Source organism: Weizmannia sp. FSL K6-0777 (genome assembly GCF_038593185.1).
Lineage (GTDB): Bacteria > Bacillota > Bacilli > Bacillales > Bacillaceae_C > Weizmannia > Weizmannia faecalis.
Genome location: NZ_CP151971.1, coordinates 2714798 through 2731757, shown reverse-complemented (window position 1 = coordinate 2731757; position 16960 = coordinate 2714798). Strand labels below are relative to the sequence as shown.

Sequence of the window (16960 nt, the reverse complement as noted above, 5' to 3'; positions counted from 1 at the left end):
ATACAAAAAAACAGCATCCTTTGTTACACTGATGTAGGAAAGAGGTGAAGAGATGATTCAAACGGTATTATTTGATGTGGACGGCGTATTGCTGAGCGAGGAACGTTATTTTGACGCATCCGGCTTAACCGTCTGGGAATTGATACATAGTGGCCATTATTTAGGGCTCGCACCGGAACAATTTAAAACAACCTTAACAGATGAGGAAATCAGGCGCATCCGGGCTGATGTTTTTCAACATGATGAAGTGCTGCGGTTTTTAAAATCGCGCGGGATGAACGCGAACTGGGATATGATTTATTTAACGTTCACCTGCCAGCTTTTACACTTGCTTTCCCAAATAAAGGAAAAGGAAGCGGGCCGGATCCGTGGCTGGCTGGCAAGTGAAATCGGTGATGTAACACTTCATGAAATGCGCGAGGTACTTGCACATTATCCGGTTGAAACCGACTATAGCATCTTTTTAAACTGGTTTGCAAAGAGGCCTGAAACGAAACAGGATTTATTGAAAGTGTTGGATCAGCTTGCTTATGAAATCTTCGGGCTTACAGATACGCAGCTTGGTAAAAAAGGCGCGCTCTGGTCGGTGTGCGAGCATGCTTCTCAGGAATGGTATGTCGGCGACCAAAATATTGTGGCATCTACCGGGAAGCCGAGCGTGCAAACGGGAAAAAAAGGGTTTCTCGATGAGGAGATTCCGCTTGCTGAACCGGAAAAAATCGGTGCCTTGTTTTCCTTTTTAGCAGAGAAAGGGCTGAAACTTGGTGTCGGCACGGGAAGGCCGCAGCTTGAAACGTACGGGCCGTTCCGGGCGCTTGGCTGGCTGCCGTTGTTTCATGAGGAGCATATTGTAACGGCGGACGACGTTTTAAAGGCGGAAGAGGAGCTTGGCGGCCATACGCCGCTTGCAAAGCCGAACCCTTTTACCTACCTGCTTGCTTTAAAGGGGAAAAACACGCCCGCCCGCGACTGTACGGAATGCAGCCTCCCGCTTGAAAACGGGCAGGAAATCCTGATTGTCGGGGACTCGCTTGCAGACCTGCTTGCTGCGCAAAAAATAGGCGCCCAATTTGCCGGCATTTTAACCGGCTTGTCCGGAAAAGAAGCAAAAGCCGAATTTGAAGAACACGGGGCAGATTATATTTTTGAAAATGTGGCAGACCTCAAAAACATATTTTTGTAGAGCTGGGGCATGCGAAGGCATGCCTCTTTTTCGCAGGACATTCCGCTACGTGAAAAATGGCATTTTTTGAAAAGAAAATTTTTGTAGGGAAATCTAACATGATCATTTTATTAATATAGTGTAATTTTGCCAGTTCCTCCATAAAAATGAAGATAAAAGTTTGAAAAAAATATTTTTAAATAAAATTAAAACTAACGTAATATTTTAACATCATAAAAAAAGGAGCGGAAATCTAGATGGATAAGCCGGCATTTGACGGAAATCATTGAAGACGGAAACTAAAACAGAAACGGCGATTGTAACAGCTTTTAATTCGGAATATTTCAAGGAGTGGAAAAGATGAAGCAAGCAACTAAAGATTATGTCATTGATAGGGCGTATAAAGCATCTGCCGGGGTAGCAAACGCTGTGCTCGTGACTTTGGGTCTGGGCCTTTTGTTTGAAACGTTCGGGAAATTCCTCGGCTGGGACGGCTTTTTGACGATCGGGGCAGCGACAAAATCGCTGTTGGCACCGGCCATCGGCGCAGGCGTTGCATACCAGCTTGGCGGCAATACATTGGTCATTTTCAGTTCGATGGCTTGTGCGGCAGTCGGCGGAAACGCGATCGGCACACCCCAGGACGGCTTGATTACGATTGTTACCGGACAACCTGTAAGTGCTGTGCTGGCTGCAGTTGTCGCAACGTGGGTCGGAAAACGCGTAACTGGCAAAACAAAGCTCGATATGATGGCAATTCCGTTTGCCGCGATTCTTGTTGGCGGTGTTGCCGGCGTTGGCCTTGCTGCTGTCACCACGCCGTTTTTGCAATGGCTGAGCGGTGAAATTACGGCGTCTGTACAGGGTTCGCCGCTTTTCGGCTCAATGGTTGTATCGCTCGTCTGGAGCATCCTGCTCATGTCACCTGCTTCTTCGGCCGCGCTTGCCATTGCGCTGCAGCTTGATCCGGTATCCAGCGCAGCCGCACTGATCGGCTGTACGGTCCAGTTTGTCGGTTTTACGGCAATGTCGCTGAAACAAAATGACTGGGGCGGCAATATTGCACAGTCATTGATTACGCCGAAAGTCCAGTTTCCGAATTTGGTGAAAAATCCGCGCCTTGTCATTCCACCGTTTGTTTCGTCGCTCATTTGTGCGCCAGTTGCAACGATGATGTTCCATTTGAAGGTGCCGTATGAACTCGGCGGGCTTGGCCTGAATTCTTTAATTGCACCGCTTAATATTCTCGCAAATCAGGGAATGCGCGTGCTGCTTGCTTATATTGCGGCAGGTGTGATTTTACCCATTTTTACAACGCTCGGCATCTATCATTTCCTCAAATTGTTCGGCTGGGCAAAAACCGGAGACCTCAGGATGGAAGTCCAATAAAAACCGGGTTGTACAAGCCTCATTTTGACTTGTATTCGAAAAAAGCATTCACAGCGTTTTGCCGTGAATGCTTTTTATTTATACTTCTACAAAAGGTTCTTCCTGAAAGGTATAGCCGGTTGCGAGTTCCAAAGTCTGAACGGCTTTAATGCCGATTACCTCTTTTAATTGGTCCAGCACTTGCCGGCTTGCGGTTTTATCGAGCGTGAGCACCATGATCGCTTCCCCGCCGATTTCTTTTCGGCCCACCTGCATCGTGCCGATATTGGTATCGTTGCTGCCGAGAATCGATCCGACCTGACCGATCATGCCCGGGATGTCCAGATGCCGGATATAAAGAAGGTGCTGTTCCGGGCGGAGATCGACACGGTAATCGTTCAGCTTCACGATGCGGCCACCGAACCCGTTAATGATCGAAGCGCCGATATTCACTTGTTTGCCTTTTTTATACAGTGCCAATTCCAAATAATTGGAAAAGCCCTTAAACGACGCATTGCGCTGCAGATTGTATGTCAACCCCTGTTCCTTTAAGAGATGGAGGGCATTGACAAGATTAACGGTGCTGCCGAGATGACGCGCCAGAATCCCTTTGATAATCGTTCTCGTCAGCAGTTTTGTATCTTCATCCAAAAGCTCGCCGGCGTACGTAATTTCAATTTTTTCCGGCGCTTCATCCAAAAGCTGGATGCCGAGCTGTGCCACCTGTTCGCCAAGAAGGAGGAACGGTTCCATCCGTTCGCGGTTTTCCCCGGAAGTTTGCGGCATATTGATGGCATTGCGGATCTCCTCAGATTCAAAAATATGGATGATTTCGTCGCTGACATCCGCCGCCACCCGGACCTGTGCTTCGCGGGTCGAAGCGCCGAGATGCGGTGTTACAATAACATTCGGCAGTTCCAAAAGCCCCGGCGTGATTTCCGGCTCGTTTTCAAAAACGTCCAGGGCAGCCCCTGCAACGCGGCCTTCCTGAAGCGCCTGAAGCAGCGCCTGTTCGTCAACGAGCCCGCCGCGTGCGCAATTGATGATGCGGACACCTTTTTTCGTTTTTGCCAAAAATGCTTCATTGATCAAATGCCTCGTTTCTTTCATCAGCGGCGTATGGAGCGTAATGAAATCGGCTTGGGCGGCAATTTCGTCAAGCGTTGCTTTTTTGATGCCGAGCTTTGCCGCGCGTTCTTCGGTTAAATACGGGTCATACCCGAGCACGGCCATTCCGAATGCTTTTGCCCGTTTCGCCACTTCTGTCCCGATTTTGCCCGTCCCGATGACGCCGAGCGTTTTCTTGAAAAGCTCGACGCCTTTGAACTTTTCGCGCTCCCATTTTCCTGCGGCTGCGGACTTGTGTGCCTGCGGGATATTGCGGGAAAGGGAAAGCATCATGGCGAGTGTATGCTCCGTTGCGGAAATCGTGTTTCCTCCCGGTGAATTGACGACAATAATCCCTTTTCTCGTCGCAGCATCGACATCAATATTGTCAACGCCGACCCCGGCCCTTGCTATGACACGCAAATTGCCGGATGCCTCAATGATGTCTTTTGTCACTTTTGTTTGGTTCCGCACAATCAGCCCGTCATATTGGCCGATTGTGGCTTTTAAATCTTCCGGCGCAATGCCCGGTTGGTGCTCAACGATAAAATCTTTGTGCGCATACAGTTTTTTTAAGCCTTCTTCGCTTACTTTATCCGTTACTAAAATGTTAAACATGTGCTTTCCATGCCTCCTCCGCTTTTTTCACCGCAATGCCGAAAGTGTCCCTTCCGTTCAGTTCGTGTACCGCCATTTCCAGCGCGGTTAAAACGTTGATCACGTCAAAAGGCGTGCTGTAACCCATATGACCAATTCGGAAAATTTTTCCTTTCAGCTGCTTTTGCCCGCTTGCGACGACCATTGAAAAATGATCCTGCAAATATTTTTTGATTGCCCCGGCTTGATCACCATCCGGTTTCACCGCTGTGACGGTCGGCGAAGCATCCGCGTCGTTTTCGACAAGGAGCGGAAGGCCCAAAGCTTTCACGCCGGCACGGGTCATATCGCGCAAAATTTCATGGCGCTTGATGACATTGTCCCAGCCTTCTTCCTCAATCATCCGGCACACTTCTTCCGCGCCAAACACAAGGGAAACCGGCGGAGTGAATGGAGTGGTCACAGCTTCATCATACGAATCGATATAACGGTTCAGGTCGAGATAAAACCGTTTCTCAGGGCCGTTTTTGATTGCCTCTTTGGCCCGTTTATTGACGGCGACAAAGGCAAGCCCTGGCGGCAGCATGAGCGCTTTTTGCGAACCGGAAACAAGGATATCAATCTGGTAATCTTCCATATTTGCAGGCACACCGCCAATGCAGCTGACGCCGTCAACGATATATAAAGCATCGGTCACTCGTTTTACAACGGCCCCAAGGTCTTTCACCGGGTTCAACACCGATGTGGATGTTTCGCAATAGGTGGCAAAAACCGCTTTGACCGGATCTTTTAGCCCCTTAAGGAACGTTTCCAGCTGTTCCGGGCGGCAGGCGGTTCCCCATTCTATATTGAGGCGGTGGACATGGGCGCCGTATGATTCGCAAATGGAAGCAAAACGCTCCCCGAACACGCCGGTGACAACGACAACGACATGGTCGCCTTCATGGACAACGTTGCAGACGGCGCTTTCCAGTGCGGATGTTCCGCTGCCGGCAATGACGACCACCGGTTCTTTTGTGCCAAAGACCGGCATCAGTTTTGTCGCCACTTGCTTCAGGCTATTTGAAAAGACTTCACTGCGGTGGGCGACCATAGGCTGGTTCATGGCCTGTTTTACGCGGTCCGGTACGGGTGTCGGGCCTGGTGTGAATAGCGATTCCTTACAAAAAAGCATGAGTACGTCAATCCTCCAATATAAAATTAAAATAAAACGTCCCTCCGCCACAAAAAAATCCTTGTGGAGGAGGGACGTCATGTACCGTGGTGCCACCCTCATTTGCTGCGAAATGCAGCCTCTGGGAAAATAACGGCATGTGCCGGGTGCGGCCTACATCATTTTCAGCCGGCCAGTTCAGAAGCGCTGGGCATTGTATCAGCAAAAGCATCGGTTCGCAGCAACCACCGACTCTCTGCGGCTTTTTGCAAATACGCCTTCTTCATCATTACTTTTCGAATATCATTTTGCTCTGTGCTAAATATTCTAACAGCAGATTTTAGTTCTGTAAAGGGAAAAATGAAATAATTTAAAAATCACCGTATTTTTTGATTCGCGCAGCAAAAAGGTTAATAACCTTTTTTATAGTCGACCAGATGAATGTCCGGCTTGCTGCCAGCGAGGTACCGTTTTAAATTTGGAATGAAGATATCCCGGACAACCCGCTCGTCATAATGTTCGGTTGAGCCGGCCGTGTGCGGGGTAATGATCACATTTTCCAGCTCCCAAAGCGGGCTGTCTTCAGGGAGCGGTTCCTTTTCAAATACATCCAGCCCGGCACCGGCAATTTCGCCGGAGGAAAGCGCATCCGCCAGTTCTTTTTCATTTGCGATTTCCCCTCTGCCGATATTGATAAAAAATGCAGACGGCTTCATCCGGGCAAATGCTTCTTTCCCGAATAAATGATACGTTTCTTTCGTAAGCGGCAGGCAGACGGCAACATAATCACAAAGCGGCAGCATATCATGAAGCTGACCGTTCGTATACATTTCATCTACAAACTCGGCAGGCGCACCGGAACGCCGCACGCCCAGCACTTTCATCCCGAAGGCTTTGGCAATTTTTGCCGTTTCAAGCCCGATTTCCCCGACACCGATAATGCCAATCGTCTTTCCATGCATTTCCAGCTTTAACCCGGCATGGTCCCATTTCTTTTTCGTTTGATTTCTGACATATGTATGGATTTTCCTTGTCAATGCCAGCATCATTGCAAAAATGGTTTCCGAAATCGGATAGGCGTGCACGCCGCTTGCAGAAGTGAGAAAGAGCCCTTTTTTCTCAAATTGTTCGAGTGGGAAACTGTTCACCCCCGCACTCCAGCTTTGAACCCAGCGGAGAGCGGAATCTTCCGATAATGCATCTTTTTCCATTTTTTTCCGAAAGCTCGCAATCACTTCCGCTTTCTTCACTTCATTCTGCCAATGCGCCGGATCCTTTCCGGCCAGTATGCGCCACTCCGGGACCAGTTTCCTGATTTCATCAAGCAGGCCGGGGGCAAGATTTTCCGCAATAATCATAGTTCTTTCCGCCATCAAACTCCCTCCTTTATTTCATTAAATCATATATTCGATATACCGCAAAAATTTCCTGCTTATTCTGGTAATTTCTGTCATATTCTTTTCACATTTGCAAAAACCGCCATCCCTTCAGCCTGTAAGCCTTATCAATTATTTGCACGCATGTTTCCGGGTATAAAGCCCTATGAAAAAGTGACTAAAAGGTACGATAAAAGAATTAGTGATATCCGCTATGAAAATGATTAAAGGAGTTGCCCTGTTATGCGAAAGATGGTAGAAAAACATGTACGATGGAATATGAAAGCGAAATTGATTGTTTCTATCCTCGCGATCCTGCTCGTTCCATCTGTACTGATCGGATATTTTTCAATAAAATCAGCAGGAAGTGAAGTCCAATCGCAAATGCTGAATGCCGCTACGGAAAATGTCAATCTGTTGCAGAATATCATCCATGATACGATCCAGCCGCGCATGGACGATGTGGATTATTTTTCTAAAAAAATTTCGGCCCAAACGGAAAAAAAACCGTCCGAAATCAAGTCGATGTTCAGCCAGTACGCAGACCTGCATAACAATGTCCTGAATGTTTTTGTTGGGACATCATCCGGAAAAATGATGATCCAACCTGATAGAAACGTGCCTGCAGGTTATGATCCAAGGCAAAGAACGTGGTATAAGGAAGCGATGGAACAGCCTGGAAAAACGATTGTGACAGCCCCGTACCAGGACGCGACCACGGGGGAAACGATTGTCACCATTGCCAAAACGGCGCAAGACAGCTCCGGGGTTGTCGCAGTTTCCCTGAAATTAAGCACGATTCAAAAGATGGCAAAAGAAATCAAAATCGGGAAAAACGGGTATGCCGTGCTTGTAGACCCGGCGCGCCGCATCGTCGTGATGCCGGGAAGAAAACCGGGGGCGTATGCAAAAGAAAAAGTGTATGATACCGTATTTAACCATGTTTCCGGACACACTTCCTATACGTATCAGGGGAAGGAAAAAGTGATGGTTTATACAACCGACAGCCTGACGGGTTGGAAAATTGCAGGGACAATGTATGCCGATGAGGTCGGCAAAGCTGTACAGCCGATCATTGACCGGATGATTCTTGTCATCGTCATTTTTCTCGTTCTCGGTACGGTATTAGCCTATTTTGTCATCCGGTCTGTGACACGGCCGATTAACCGCCTGAAAGAAGCAGCATTAAAAATTTCCTCAGGGGACTTAACAGAGGAAATTGATATCCGGAAAAAAGATGAAGTCGGTGAACTGGCTGTAAGTTTTAAAAAAATGCAGGACAGCCTGCGCGACCTTCTCGACCAGGTCGATAAAAGCGCGGAGATGGTCGTTTCCTCTTCCGAAGAGCTGAAGGCAAATGCGGAAAATACAACGCAGGCAAGCCATGAAATCAACTCCGCTGCTGCCCAGATTGCAAGCGGTGCGGAAACACAGACGAACGGCACGGAAAACAGCGCCCAGGCGATGAGCGAAATCGCAAAAGCAATGGAAAAAGTAACCGACAGCACGATGGCGATTTCCAGCCTGTCCAATGCCACGCTTGAACATGCGAAACAAGGCGGCGAGGCTGTCCGTGAGACGGTTGCACAAATGAAGTCCATTGCCGGTTCTGTCGCGCAATCTAACGCAAAAATCCAGGCACTCTTTGAAAATTCGAAGCAAATCAGCCAAATTACAGAAGTGATAAAAGGAATTGCGGCCCAGACGAATTTGCTTGCTTTAAATGCAGCGATTGAAGCGGCAAGGGCGGGCGAGCACGGAAAAGGGTTTGCGGTCGTGGCAGACGAAATCCGGAAATTGGCCGACCAGTCGCAAAACTCGACCAAAGAAATTGAAAAGCTGATTACGCAAATCCAGCATGATACGGAAGATTCCGTCCGCGAAATGGAACAAGTGTCCAAAGATGTGGAAGCCGGCGTGTCACGTTCCAAAGATTCGATCGGAAAATTTGACACGATCATGAACGGGATGAAAGAAATCACACCGCAAGTAGAAGAAATGGCGGCGATCTCGGAAGAAATTTCCGCCTCCGTCCAGGAAGTGACGTCGACTGCGAACGAACTTGCCCAAATTGCTGAAGAAAATGCGGCGGCAACCGAAGAAATGGCCGCTTCCATTGAAAGCCACCTGAAATCGATGGATGACATCAGCGATTCGGCCAGAGCGTTGTCCTATCTGGCGGAGTACTTGCAGGAAATGGTGAAGAAATACAAGTTTTAAAGAAGAAGCGCCCAAAGCAGGAATCCTGCTTTAGGCGCTTTTTTTGGCGCATGGATTCAACTGAAAACGGGTTCCGCCCGGGCAAAGCAAAAGGCAATGCAAGTGCGGGAATTTTGGGGGATGAATTTTGCCCGCCGCACAACGGCCGTGGCAGTTGCCACGCGAGAAAACGATGGAGCAGCGGCCACAAAAGGGCTTCGGAGCGCCGGCAAAATATTTTCGGTGACAATGGCTCCGGCGTCCTTTAAAATAAAACTATGAAGCGGATGAACAAATTTTTTGAAAAAGGAAATGACCTTATATGGGGGGAGAGAAAAGCATGCATCAATATGTCAATTGGCCTGATGTGGTTTTTCAGTTGGGCTGGCTTATTTTTCTCTGTGCCGCCGGATTTGCGATTTATAAAATCTTGAAAATCAGGAAAATGAAGAATCAGCATTTGAAAAAATAGTGCAGGAACGGCTCTGGGCCTCTCCGGAGAAAGGGCTGCAGGACGGGCAAAAACGGGGGAAATGGGATGGAACTCACAAAGGAACAATTTAAGGCCGATTTCGAAAGGATGCTGTCGGACTGCTTCACAATGGATGTGGAAAAATCTGATTTGACAGAACAGTATGTTACACTCGGAAAATTGATCGGTTCATATGCAGCGAAAGAATGGCGGAACACGAATCAGCGTTACTTGGAAAAAGGGGAGAAACAAGTTTACTATTTTTCAATGGAATTTTTGCTCGGCAGGATGTTGAAAAGCAATTTGTTCAACCTTGGCATTCTCGATACAGTCCGGGCGGGGCTTCAAGAAATGGGGATGGAACTCGAGGCATTGGAACAGGTGGAACTGGATGCCGGGCTGGGAAACGGCGGCCTTGGCCGGCTGGCAGCTTGTTTCATCGACTCAATGGCGACACATGCGATCCCCGGGCACGGAAACGGTATCCGTTTTAAGTACGGGCTTTTCAGGCAGAAGTTTGTCAACGGCTACCAGGTCGAACTGCCTGAAAATTGGCTGCGGAATGGCAATGTGTGGGAGACCCGCCGGCTGAACAAGGCGGTAAATGTGCGGTTTTACGGCAACGTCTGGCTTGAGAAAGACGCATCGGGACATTTTGTCCCCCATTATGAAAATGAAGAAACGGTGCTTGCCGTGCCGTATGATACCCCGGTAATCGGTTACGGGGACAACACGGTCAACACTTTAAGATTGTGGTCGGCAGAAATGCCGCTGCAGGATGCGAACACGGAGTACCATGCTTTTATTCAGCAGCAGAGCCGGATCGAAAGCATTTCCGAAGTGCTGTATCCGGACGATTCCAATTATGAAGGGCGCCTGTTGCGTTTGAAGCAAGAATATTTTTTCGTCTCGGCCGGCATTCAAAGCATTATCCGCACCTATAAAAAACTCGGCCTGCCGATTGCGCATCTGGCCGAAAAAGTCGCCATCCACATCAATGATACACACCCGGCATTGTGTGTCCCCGAACTGATGCGCATTTTACTGGATGAGGAAGGGATGGGCTGGGAACCGGCATGGGATGTGACGGTAAAAGTGCTCAGCTATACCAACCATACCATTATGTCCGAAGCGCTGGAAAGCTGGCCGACAGATATGATGGCACAGCTTTTGCCGCGCATTTATCAAATCATTTGCGAAATTGACCGCCGCTATATAGAGGATATGGCCCGTTTGTATGACCGGGATAAGATTGAGCGGACAAGGGTGATTTCGGACGGAAGCGTGAAGATGGCACACCTTGCGATCATCGGGAGCCACAGCATCAACGGGGTGGCAAAGCTCCATACGAATATTTTGAAAGAAAAAGTGCTTCGTGACTTCTACCGCATTTTCCCGTCCAGATTTAACAATAAAACAAACGGCATTTCCCACCGGCGCTGGCTGTTGCTTTCCAATGAACCGCTGCGTAGTTTTATTGACAGCAAAATCGGCAGGGAGTGGGCGGCGAAACCGACTGACCTGAAAATGCTCGAACCTTTCCGCCGCGACGAAAGCGCACTCAGGCAACTTGCCGAAATCAAACAAACCAATAAGCAGCGGCTCGCGGACTATATCGGGAAAACGACAGGGCTTGCCATCCGGACAGATGCCATTTTTGATGTGCAGGTCAAACGTTTCCATGCTTATAAAAGGCAGCTGCTGAATCTTTTGCATATTTTAAGCTTGTATTTTAAATTGAAGGATGATCCGGAAGCAGATATTTACCCGCGCGTCTTCATTTTTGGCGGCAAAGCGGCACCGAGTTACACCTATGCCAAGGAAATCATTAAGCTGATAAACGCAGCGGCGGATCTGATTAATCATGACCCGGCAGTGAGGGACAGGCTGAAGATCGTTTTTATTGAAAATTACGGTGTGTCGCTGGCCGAGCGGATCATCCCGGCGGCTGACGTGAGCGAACAGATTTCACTCGCATCCAAGGAAGCGTCTGGGACGAGCAATATGAAGTTTATGCTCAATGGCGCGGTCACATTGGCCACGCTGGACGGTGCCAATGTCGAAATCCGCGATCTCGTCGGGGAGGACAATATTATCCTCTTCGGGCTGACCGATCAGGAAGTTTTCCAATATTACCATGACCGGTCTTATCATTCTTATGATTATTATAAGAACAATCCGGTGCTGCACCGTGTGCTCGATGCGTTGATTGACGGCTCGATTCCCGGGGTGCAGGCGGAAGGGCGGGATATCTTTGATTCCCTGATTAAATACGGGGATGAGTTTTTTGTATTAAGAGATTTCGAGGATTACGCGCTGGCGCAGAAAAAAGTGGACAAGCTTTATCGCGAGCCGCTCAAATGGCAGGAGATGGCACTCGTCAATATTGCCAATGCCGGCGTATTTTCCTCTGATTATACCGTGCTCAAGTATGCCGGCGAGATTTGGAACGTGCATAGCAAAACAAGGCTTTTTTAACGGATTTCTGAAAGGCTTCCTGCAGGGGAAAACTCGAAAAGGACTGTTTGCTTTCAGCTGCTGCATACTGCCCGGAATTCTTCCGCTAAAAAGCAGCCGGCAAGGGCCGGGCTTTTCATGGGGGGACCGGGCATCCAGCAGCATAAGCCGTTTTCCGAAATTAAATTTTGTCCGAATTTTTGCTTTTCTGCAGGAAAAGATGCCGGCTTGGCGAATATCATCCAATAGATTTCCGGCAGGAGGGGCTTAAACGGCATTGGATCAGTCATTAACAGTTCACCCTACTTCATTAGCGCAATTGCCGGGATTTCGCTGTTTATTGTTGGGATTGGTGTAATGAACATGATGTATATTTCTGTCTCTGAGCGTACCCGGGAAATTGGCATTCGTCTCGCTATCGGCGCAACCCCAAAGAATATCTTATTCCAGTTCCTTTTGGAAGCGGTGTTGTTGACGGGAATAGGCGGCTTGATTGGTTTTGGGATAGGTGGTGGACTCGCGTGGCTTATTTCGCTCTTCTTACCTTTCCGTGCCGTGATCGGTGTAGGAAGCTTTTTACTCGCTTTTTGCGTCTCTACCTTTGTCGGCATTCTATTTGGCATATTGCCGGCTAAAAATGCAGCCAATAAGAACTTGATCGATATTTTGCGTTAGGATGTTGATTGGAAGAATACAGTGGTCTAAACAATGATGAATGTGCAAAGTAAAATGTCCTAACCGGACCCCTTCTTCGAACGAAGTGGCCATGCGTGCCCTTTCGCGTATTTTTTCTCGGGCAGGCTAAGCCACTTTTTCACAAGAAAGACAAGGTTTGTCCGCCAAATGTTACTTGGAAAAATGGGCTGAAAAAAATAAAAAAATTTTTGAAATAAAGGTTGACAATTTTTATTTTCAGCATTAAGATAATAATCAATCAATGAAACATTTTTCAGGCGATGAAGAAGAAGAGTAACCTGTGTGGATTCCAAAGAGAGCCGGTGGGTGGTGCGAACCGGTGATGACGTGCAGGCGAATGGGCTTCCGAGCTTCCAAACCGAAACGATTCCGGAGTAGGCTTTGGCGAATGCCTTATCGTTACAAAAGGCAGGTATTACGGTTTTTCCCTGATACCGTCAAAGCCGGGCTGATAAAGCCAAAGATACATTGATTAGTGTATCTTTCTAAAGTTCTTAATGTCCTTAATAACTGATAAAAAATATCCTTGAACCCGTGGTGCTAGTTGAGCGTCAGCGCTCAACCAGCCCTAGTGTGACCAAGGAATAAGCCAACAAGATGCCATCGAGTGCCACTTCAAACCCGGCAATGGAATTCGCTCGAATGTCGGTGATCCGGTATTGGTCTACGAGAATCGAAAACACCGTCTCGATGACTTTGCGTTTTTTCCTGATCCATTCTTCCCATGCCTTGGATGGGCCGTGCTTTTGATTGTGTCGAGACGGTGTCCAGAACGCGGCTTGGTGTTCTTCGTACAGCTTTTCTCGAAGAGCGTGGCTGATGTACCCTTTGTCCCCAAAGTTGTAGGGATGAGGGATTTGAGTCATCACCGTTTCAGCGGCTTTGACGTCGTGACAGGACGGGTTCGGATTTTATCCGGAAGCGATCTTGGCAGATAAAATTTACCGAAACCGTAATAATCTGGCATACTGCAAATCTCTTGGCATTCGTCTGAGTGGGCCAAGGTTAGGACGCCCATCCAGAACGGAAGACAAAACCTTGGAACGCGTCGCAAGGCAGGATGCCTCTGAACGTAATGCCGTTGAAGGCAAATTTGGCGAAGGCAAGCGCAAGTATGGGCTGGGCCTTATTCGAGCACGCCTTCAGGAGACCAGCGAAACAGTAGTAGCCCTTCAATTCCTCATACTGAATCTGGAGCGCAAGCTCAGGGTTCTTTTTTTGAAATTTTTACACAACACTATTTTATATTTTGATAATCGGAATTTGGCTTGTATCTGACCAAATTTGATTCGTTCAGCAAGCCCTAATTGAAAGGGAGGTGAAATTTATGAAAAAGACCTATTCAACACCAAAAGTTACAGAAGTAAAAGTAAATACAGCTGTCATTACTAACGTTTAACCCTTAGGGAAAATTTCCAAGGGAGCCAGTCGGATAATTCTTTATTATCTAACTGGCTTCCCCTAATTTGCTTATCTTCATACAGGGGAGTTGGACATGTATATAACGTTTACTCTAGTTTTTTTATTGTCTCTTTCTTTATCATATATTATTAGAAAGTATGTTCGTGGTAATATTTTTTTTAGAATTATGAGAATATTCCTAATGCCCGTGCCTTATTTATTAATTTTTCTATTTATACCTTTTCCATTAATAGACTTCAATATCGATATACTATATTTGATAGTGGTAATCTTTCTTTCGCTAGCTTTTATTCTTTTGGACTATAAAAATTTGTTGAATTCTAATAAACGTGCATTATTTGATTTTATGCCGAAAATGAAAGGGGAGCAATTAATTTCAAGATTTAGTGAAGTTAGTATTGTGCCTATCATTGAGGAACTTTTCTTTCGTGGTTTTATCTCATTAGGGGCTAGTTATCCTCAACTAATTCTTTCTGTAATAATAAGTAGTTTTCTATTCAGTGTTGCTCATTACATTGGTAATGACAAGAGTATCAAATATCATGTGAAGTTATGTTTGTTTTCTATTACATCCGTTGTAATATATCTTGTCTCAGAAAATTTATTATATTCGATTATTTTCCATATATTATTTAATTTACCTTGGTTTATAACTAACGTTAGAATTTATTCCTATCAAAAAAGAAAGGGAGAGGGGCGAGTTGCAATATAAAATACATAGTATCTTGTTTATCCTTGTTGTCTTTATAGCACAGGCATATTTAGTATTAATACCTTTGATAGCTATGGATCTGTTTAATGATAAGGAGTTTGTTGCTTCATTAGGAGTTATACAAACTGCCGGAGGGTTTATATTTGGGCTGTTGGGAATATTCATTATAGATAATATTAAAAACAAATACACATTAGTTTTTTCTAGTATTGTCCTTTTTCTTATCCTTGTAAGTCAATTTTTTTTTCCAACTGAATTTAAATTAGTTTTTGCAATTTCATTAATAATTTTTATAGTTTTCTCACGTATTGTTGAAAATGTTCAGAATGCCCTAATGTTTGCTGAATACCATAAAAGAGGAGACAGTGGGTTAGAGTTTTTTAATAGTTTAATAAGCTCTACATACATAATAATTGGAACAGTTATAGCACCTATTTCCGTTCTTGCTTATAAGTTTTTTGGTCTAGTTTTTTTAATGATATTTACTCTCCTAATTATTATAATTACTTTTTTTATAAAAGTGGCTTCCTCAAACAAAACAAATAAGGAAAGAGTGAAACCACTTCGGGAAAGGTTAAATTTATTTTTTGGAAACAAAAAATTATCGTTACCTATTTTCATTATTAACAGTGTTATGTTAAGTGCAATGATGGTTACAACAATCTTCTTTTTATATATCACCCAAGACCTTGGATATTCAACATTTAAATATAGCATCCTGTTAGCTATTGAAAGCGTTGGTAGTGTTTTAATCTCTATGTATTTTTATGGTAAATATCTAAAAATGAAACCCAAACTAATACCTCCATTTATACTAATTTTCGGTATTTTGTATCTTTTGTTTGGATTCATTAATTTCAGCTTTTCCTTATTAGCTTTACTGGCATTCTTGATAGGGGGATGTGTGACATCTCTATTAATGATGCTAAATGAGAGGTATCAAAAAAACTGTCCTAAAGAAATCTATGGAACAGTGAACAGTATTAGGATTACTCTAAATAATATTTCAGGATTGGTGGGAACTGGTATAGGTTCGTCACTGTACATCAACTTCGGAAGTACAGCAGTTTTTGTATGTACTTTTTCATTACTTGTATTATTCTCATTTATAACTTATCTGTGCAGAAAGGAGCTTATTCCTAATGTTGACAAAGGATAAAATCTTAGAAATGTCTTTGGAGGTAATTAGTAAGACAGATCTATATAGTTATTTACCGGAAGATAAAATATATACTATATATGCCGCAGGTTCACTTTTAGAGGGATTCGGGAATTCTAAATCTGATATAGACCTATTTGTAGTAGCTAATAATATAGATGTCGACTATCTTTGTAGAGAATATCCGAGAGCAAATCAGAATATGACCTGTTTAAAGAGAGCGAATGTAAGTGTTTTTAACATTAACTATTTAGGTACAGATTTGGATATAGAAGTTTATGAGGAAAGTTATTTAAGTGAATATATTCGGCAACTTAACGAAGGTATTGCTACTTCACATGATAGTAGGTTTGACTTGTTTCATAGACTGAAGTTTGCTGTTCCTTTATTTAAAGATGATAACTTTTGGGAACTGAAAAGTAAAATAAATTATGAGTTATTCAATTTTCTACCTGCTAAGTCATTGTCTCTGTACTACCCTGTAAAGTCTAAAGATATTCAAGGAGCATATGAAGAAAAAGCGTACGAGACTTCATTTTATATGGCGCTTAGACTACTTGAAGACTGTATTAGCGCTTACCTTGCCATTCAAGGAGAGACAAACCCAAATACTAAGTGGCTTATGAAAAAAATTAATAGGTATGAAAAACACACTCAGAGTAACTTGAATATAAAAGCTATTCTTAATATGGCTTATTCAAATATTGATTTGAATGATCCAGCTGCACTCAAGATGAAGACATTAAACATTATGAAAGAGTGTCAGAAGTTTAATACACAGATTGAAAAAAACAGAAAGGAAGTGTTTTTAAAATGATTATAAATAAAAACCCTTTTGCCGCAATGAAAAAACTTGAAGATGAATATTATATCATTTGTAATAATAAGGTTTTTCTCTTAGAAGGAATCTCTCCTTTTATATGGGATAACATAGAAGATGGTGTTACACTCGAAAATCTTTTAGAAAAGATCCTTAATGAATACGATGTATCGGAAAAAAAAGCTAGAAAGGATTTAGAAAAAATCATTGCCCGTCTTGAAAAAATTGGTGCCATTGACGTTGATTAAGCTTTAACATCC

12 protein-coding genes and 2 pseudogenes are annotated in these 16960 nt (G+C 44.9%); 10 read left to right on the top strand and 4 right to left on the bottom strand.

The features are described 5' to 3' along the window. Positions 1–52 precede the first annotated feature (52 nt). Both NST70_RS13170 and NST70_RS13165 read left to right on the top strand, forming a co-directional pair. A complete protein-coding gene (locus NST70_RS13170; protein ID WP_014097321.1) occupies positions 53–1183 on the top strand; it encodes an HAD family hydrolase in 1131 nt (376 codons plus the stop codon). 339 nt (positions 1184–1522) lie between these two features. Continuing rightward, the gene (locus NST70_RS13165; protein ID WP_342475281.1) at positions 1523–2551 is read left to right on the top strand and encodes a PTS sugar transporter subunit IIC; all 1029 of its coding nucleotides are present in this window, start codon (positions 1523–1525) and stop codon (positions 2549–2551) included. A 78-nt stretch (positions 2552–2629) separates the two neighbouring features. Here the strand turns inward: NST70_RS13165 and serA are convergent, their stop codons facing one another. The 3 genes from serA to NST70_RS13150 all read right to left on the bottom strand — a co-directional run bounded on the left by serA (position 2630) and on the right by NST70_RS13150 (position 6760). After that, positions 2630–4255, bottom strand: coding sequence for a phosphoglycerate dehydrogenase (serA, locus tag NST70_RS13160; protein ID WP_026684362.1), 1626 nt, complete (start codon positions 4253–4255; stop codon positions 2630–2632). Next, positions 4248–5408, bottom strand: a complete 1161-nt coding sequence (locus tag NST70_RS13155; RefSeq protein WP_014097324.1) for an alanine--glyoxylate aminotransferase family protein — start codon at positions 5406–5408, stop codon at positions 4248–4250. The genes serA and NST70_RS13155 overlap by 8 nt, the downstream gene beginning before the upstream one ends. Before the next feature lie 389 nt (positions 5409–5797). After that, complete coding sequence (locus NST70_RS13150; RefSeq protein ID WP_017550951.1) at positions 5798–6760, bottom strand: D-2-hydroxyacid dehydrogenase; 963 nt, start codon at positions 6758–6760, stop codon at positions 5798–5800. 246 nt (positions 6761–7006) lie between these two features. On the opposite strand from NST70_RS13150, the gene NST70_RS13145 reads away from it, so the two are divergent. The 3 genes from NST70_RS13145 to NST70_RS13135 all read left to right on the top strand — a co-directional run bounded on the left by NST70_RS13145 (position 7007) and on the right by NST70_RS13135 (position 12566). Next, entirely contained in the window at positions 7007–8983 is a 1977-nt protein-coding gene (locus NST70_RS13145; protein WP_342475277.1) for a methyl-accepting chemotaxis protein, read from the top strand. Positions 8984–9500: 517 nt separating this feature from the next. Then, the gene (locus NST70_RS13140) at positions 9501–11912 is read left to right on the top strand and encodes a glycogen/starch/alpha-glucan phosphorylase (protein WP_342475276.1); all 2412 of its coding nucleotides are present in this window, start codon (positions 9501–9503) and stop codon (positions 11910–11912) included. A gap of 228 nt (positions 11913–12140) precedes the next feature. After that, complete coding sequence (locus tag NST70_RS13135; protein WP_342476224.1) at positions 12141–12566, top strand: FtsX-like permease family protein; 426 nt, start codon at positions 12141–12143, stop codon at positions 12564–12566. A 572-nt stretch (positions 12567–13138) separates the two neighbouring features. Here NST70_RS13135 and NST70_RS13130 read toward each other — a convergent pair. Continuing rightward, positions 13139–13486: pseudogene (locus NST70_RS13130) on the bottom strand (transposase); the annotation flags it as partial. 4 nt (positions 13487–13490) lie between these two features. Between NST70_RS13130 and NST70_RS13125 the strand changes: the two are divergent. From NST70_RS13125 to NST70_RS13105, 5 genes and pseudogenes are all read left to right on the top strand, one after another. Next, a pseudogene (locus NST70_RS13125) lies at positions 13491–13865 on the top strand (transposase); the annotation flags it as partial. Positions 13866–14082: 217 nt separating this feature from the next. Then, positions 14083–14721, top strand: a complete 639-nt coding sequence (locus NST70_RS13120) for a CPBP family intramembrane glutamic endopeptidase (protein WP_342475275.1) — start codon at positions 14083–14085, stop codon at positions 14719–14721. Then, entirely contained in the window at positions 14711–15880 is a 1170-nt protein-coding gene (locus tag NST70_RS13115) for an MFS transporter (RefSeq protein WP_342475274.1), read from the top strand. The genes NST70_RS13120 and NST70_RS13115 overlap by 11 nt, the downstream gene beginning before the upstream one ends. Next, on the top strand, positions 15864–16697 hold the full coding sequence (locus NST70_RS13110; RefSeq protein WP_342475273.1) for a hypothetical protein: 834 nt from the start codon (positions 15864–15866) through the stop codon (positions 16695–16697). The genes NST70_RS13115 and NST70_RS13110 overlap by 17 nt, the downstream gene beginning before the upstream one ends. Beyond that, entirely contained in the window at positions 16694–16948 is a 255-nt protein-coding gene (locus NST70_RS13105) for a PqqD family protein (RefSeq protein ID WP_342475271.1), read from the top strand. The genes NST70_RS13110 and NST70_RS13105 overlap by 4 nt, the downstream gene beginning before the upstream one ends. The last annotated feature ends 12 nt before the right edge of the window (positions 16949–16960 follow it).

Coding starts and splice junctions, on each gene's coding strand:
- NST70_RS13170 (WP_014097321.1), top strand. CDS start 53: ATGATTCAAACGGTATTATTTGATGTGGACGGCGTATTGCTGAGCGAG.
- NST70_RS13165 (WP_342475281.1), top strand. CDS start 1,523: ATGAAGCAAGCAACTAAAGATTATGTCATTGATAGGGCGTATAAAGCA.
- serA (WP_026684362.1), bottom strand. CDS start 4,255: ATGTTTAACATTTTAGTAACGGATAAAGTAAGCGAAGAAGGCTTAAAA.
- NST70_RS13155 (WP_014097324.1), bottom strand. CDS start 5,408: ATGCTTTTTTGTAAGGAATCGCTATTCACACCAGGCCCGACACCCGTA.
- NST70_RS13150 (WP_017550951.1), bottom strand. CDS start 6,760: ATGGCGGAAAGAACTATGATTATTGCGGAAAATCTTGCCCCCGGCCTG.
- NST70_RS13145 (WP_342475277.1), top strand. CDS start 7,007: ATGCGAAAGATGGTAGAAAAACATGTACGATGGAATATGAAAGCGAAA.
- NST70_RS13140 (WP_342475276.1), top strand. CDS start 9,501: ATGGAACTCACAAAGGAACAATTTAAGGCCGATTTCGAAAGGATGCTG.
- NST70_RS13120 (WP_342475275.1), top strand. CDS start 14,083: ATGTATATAACGTTTACTCTAGTTTTTTTATTGTCTCTTTCTTTATCA.
- NST70_RS13110 (WP_342475273.1), top strand. CDS start 15,864: ATGTTGACAAAGGATAAAATCTTAGAAATGTCTTTGGAGGTAATTAGT.
- NST70_RS13105 (WP_342475271.1), top strand. CDS start 16,694: ATGATTATAAATAAAAACCCTTTTGCCGCAATGAAAAAACTTGAAGAT.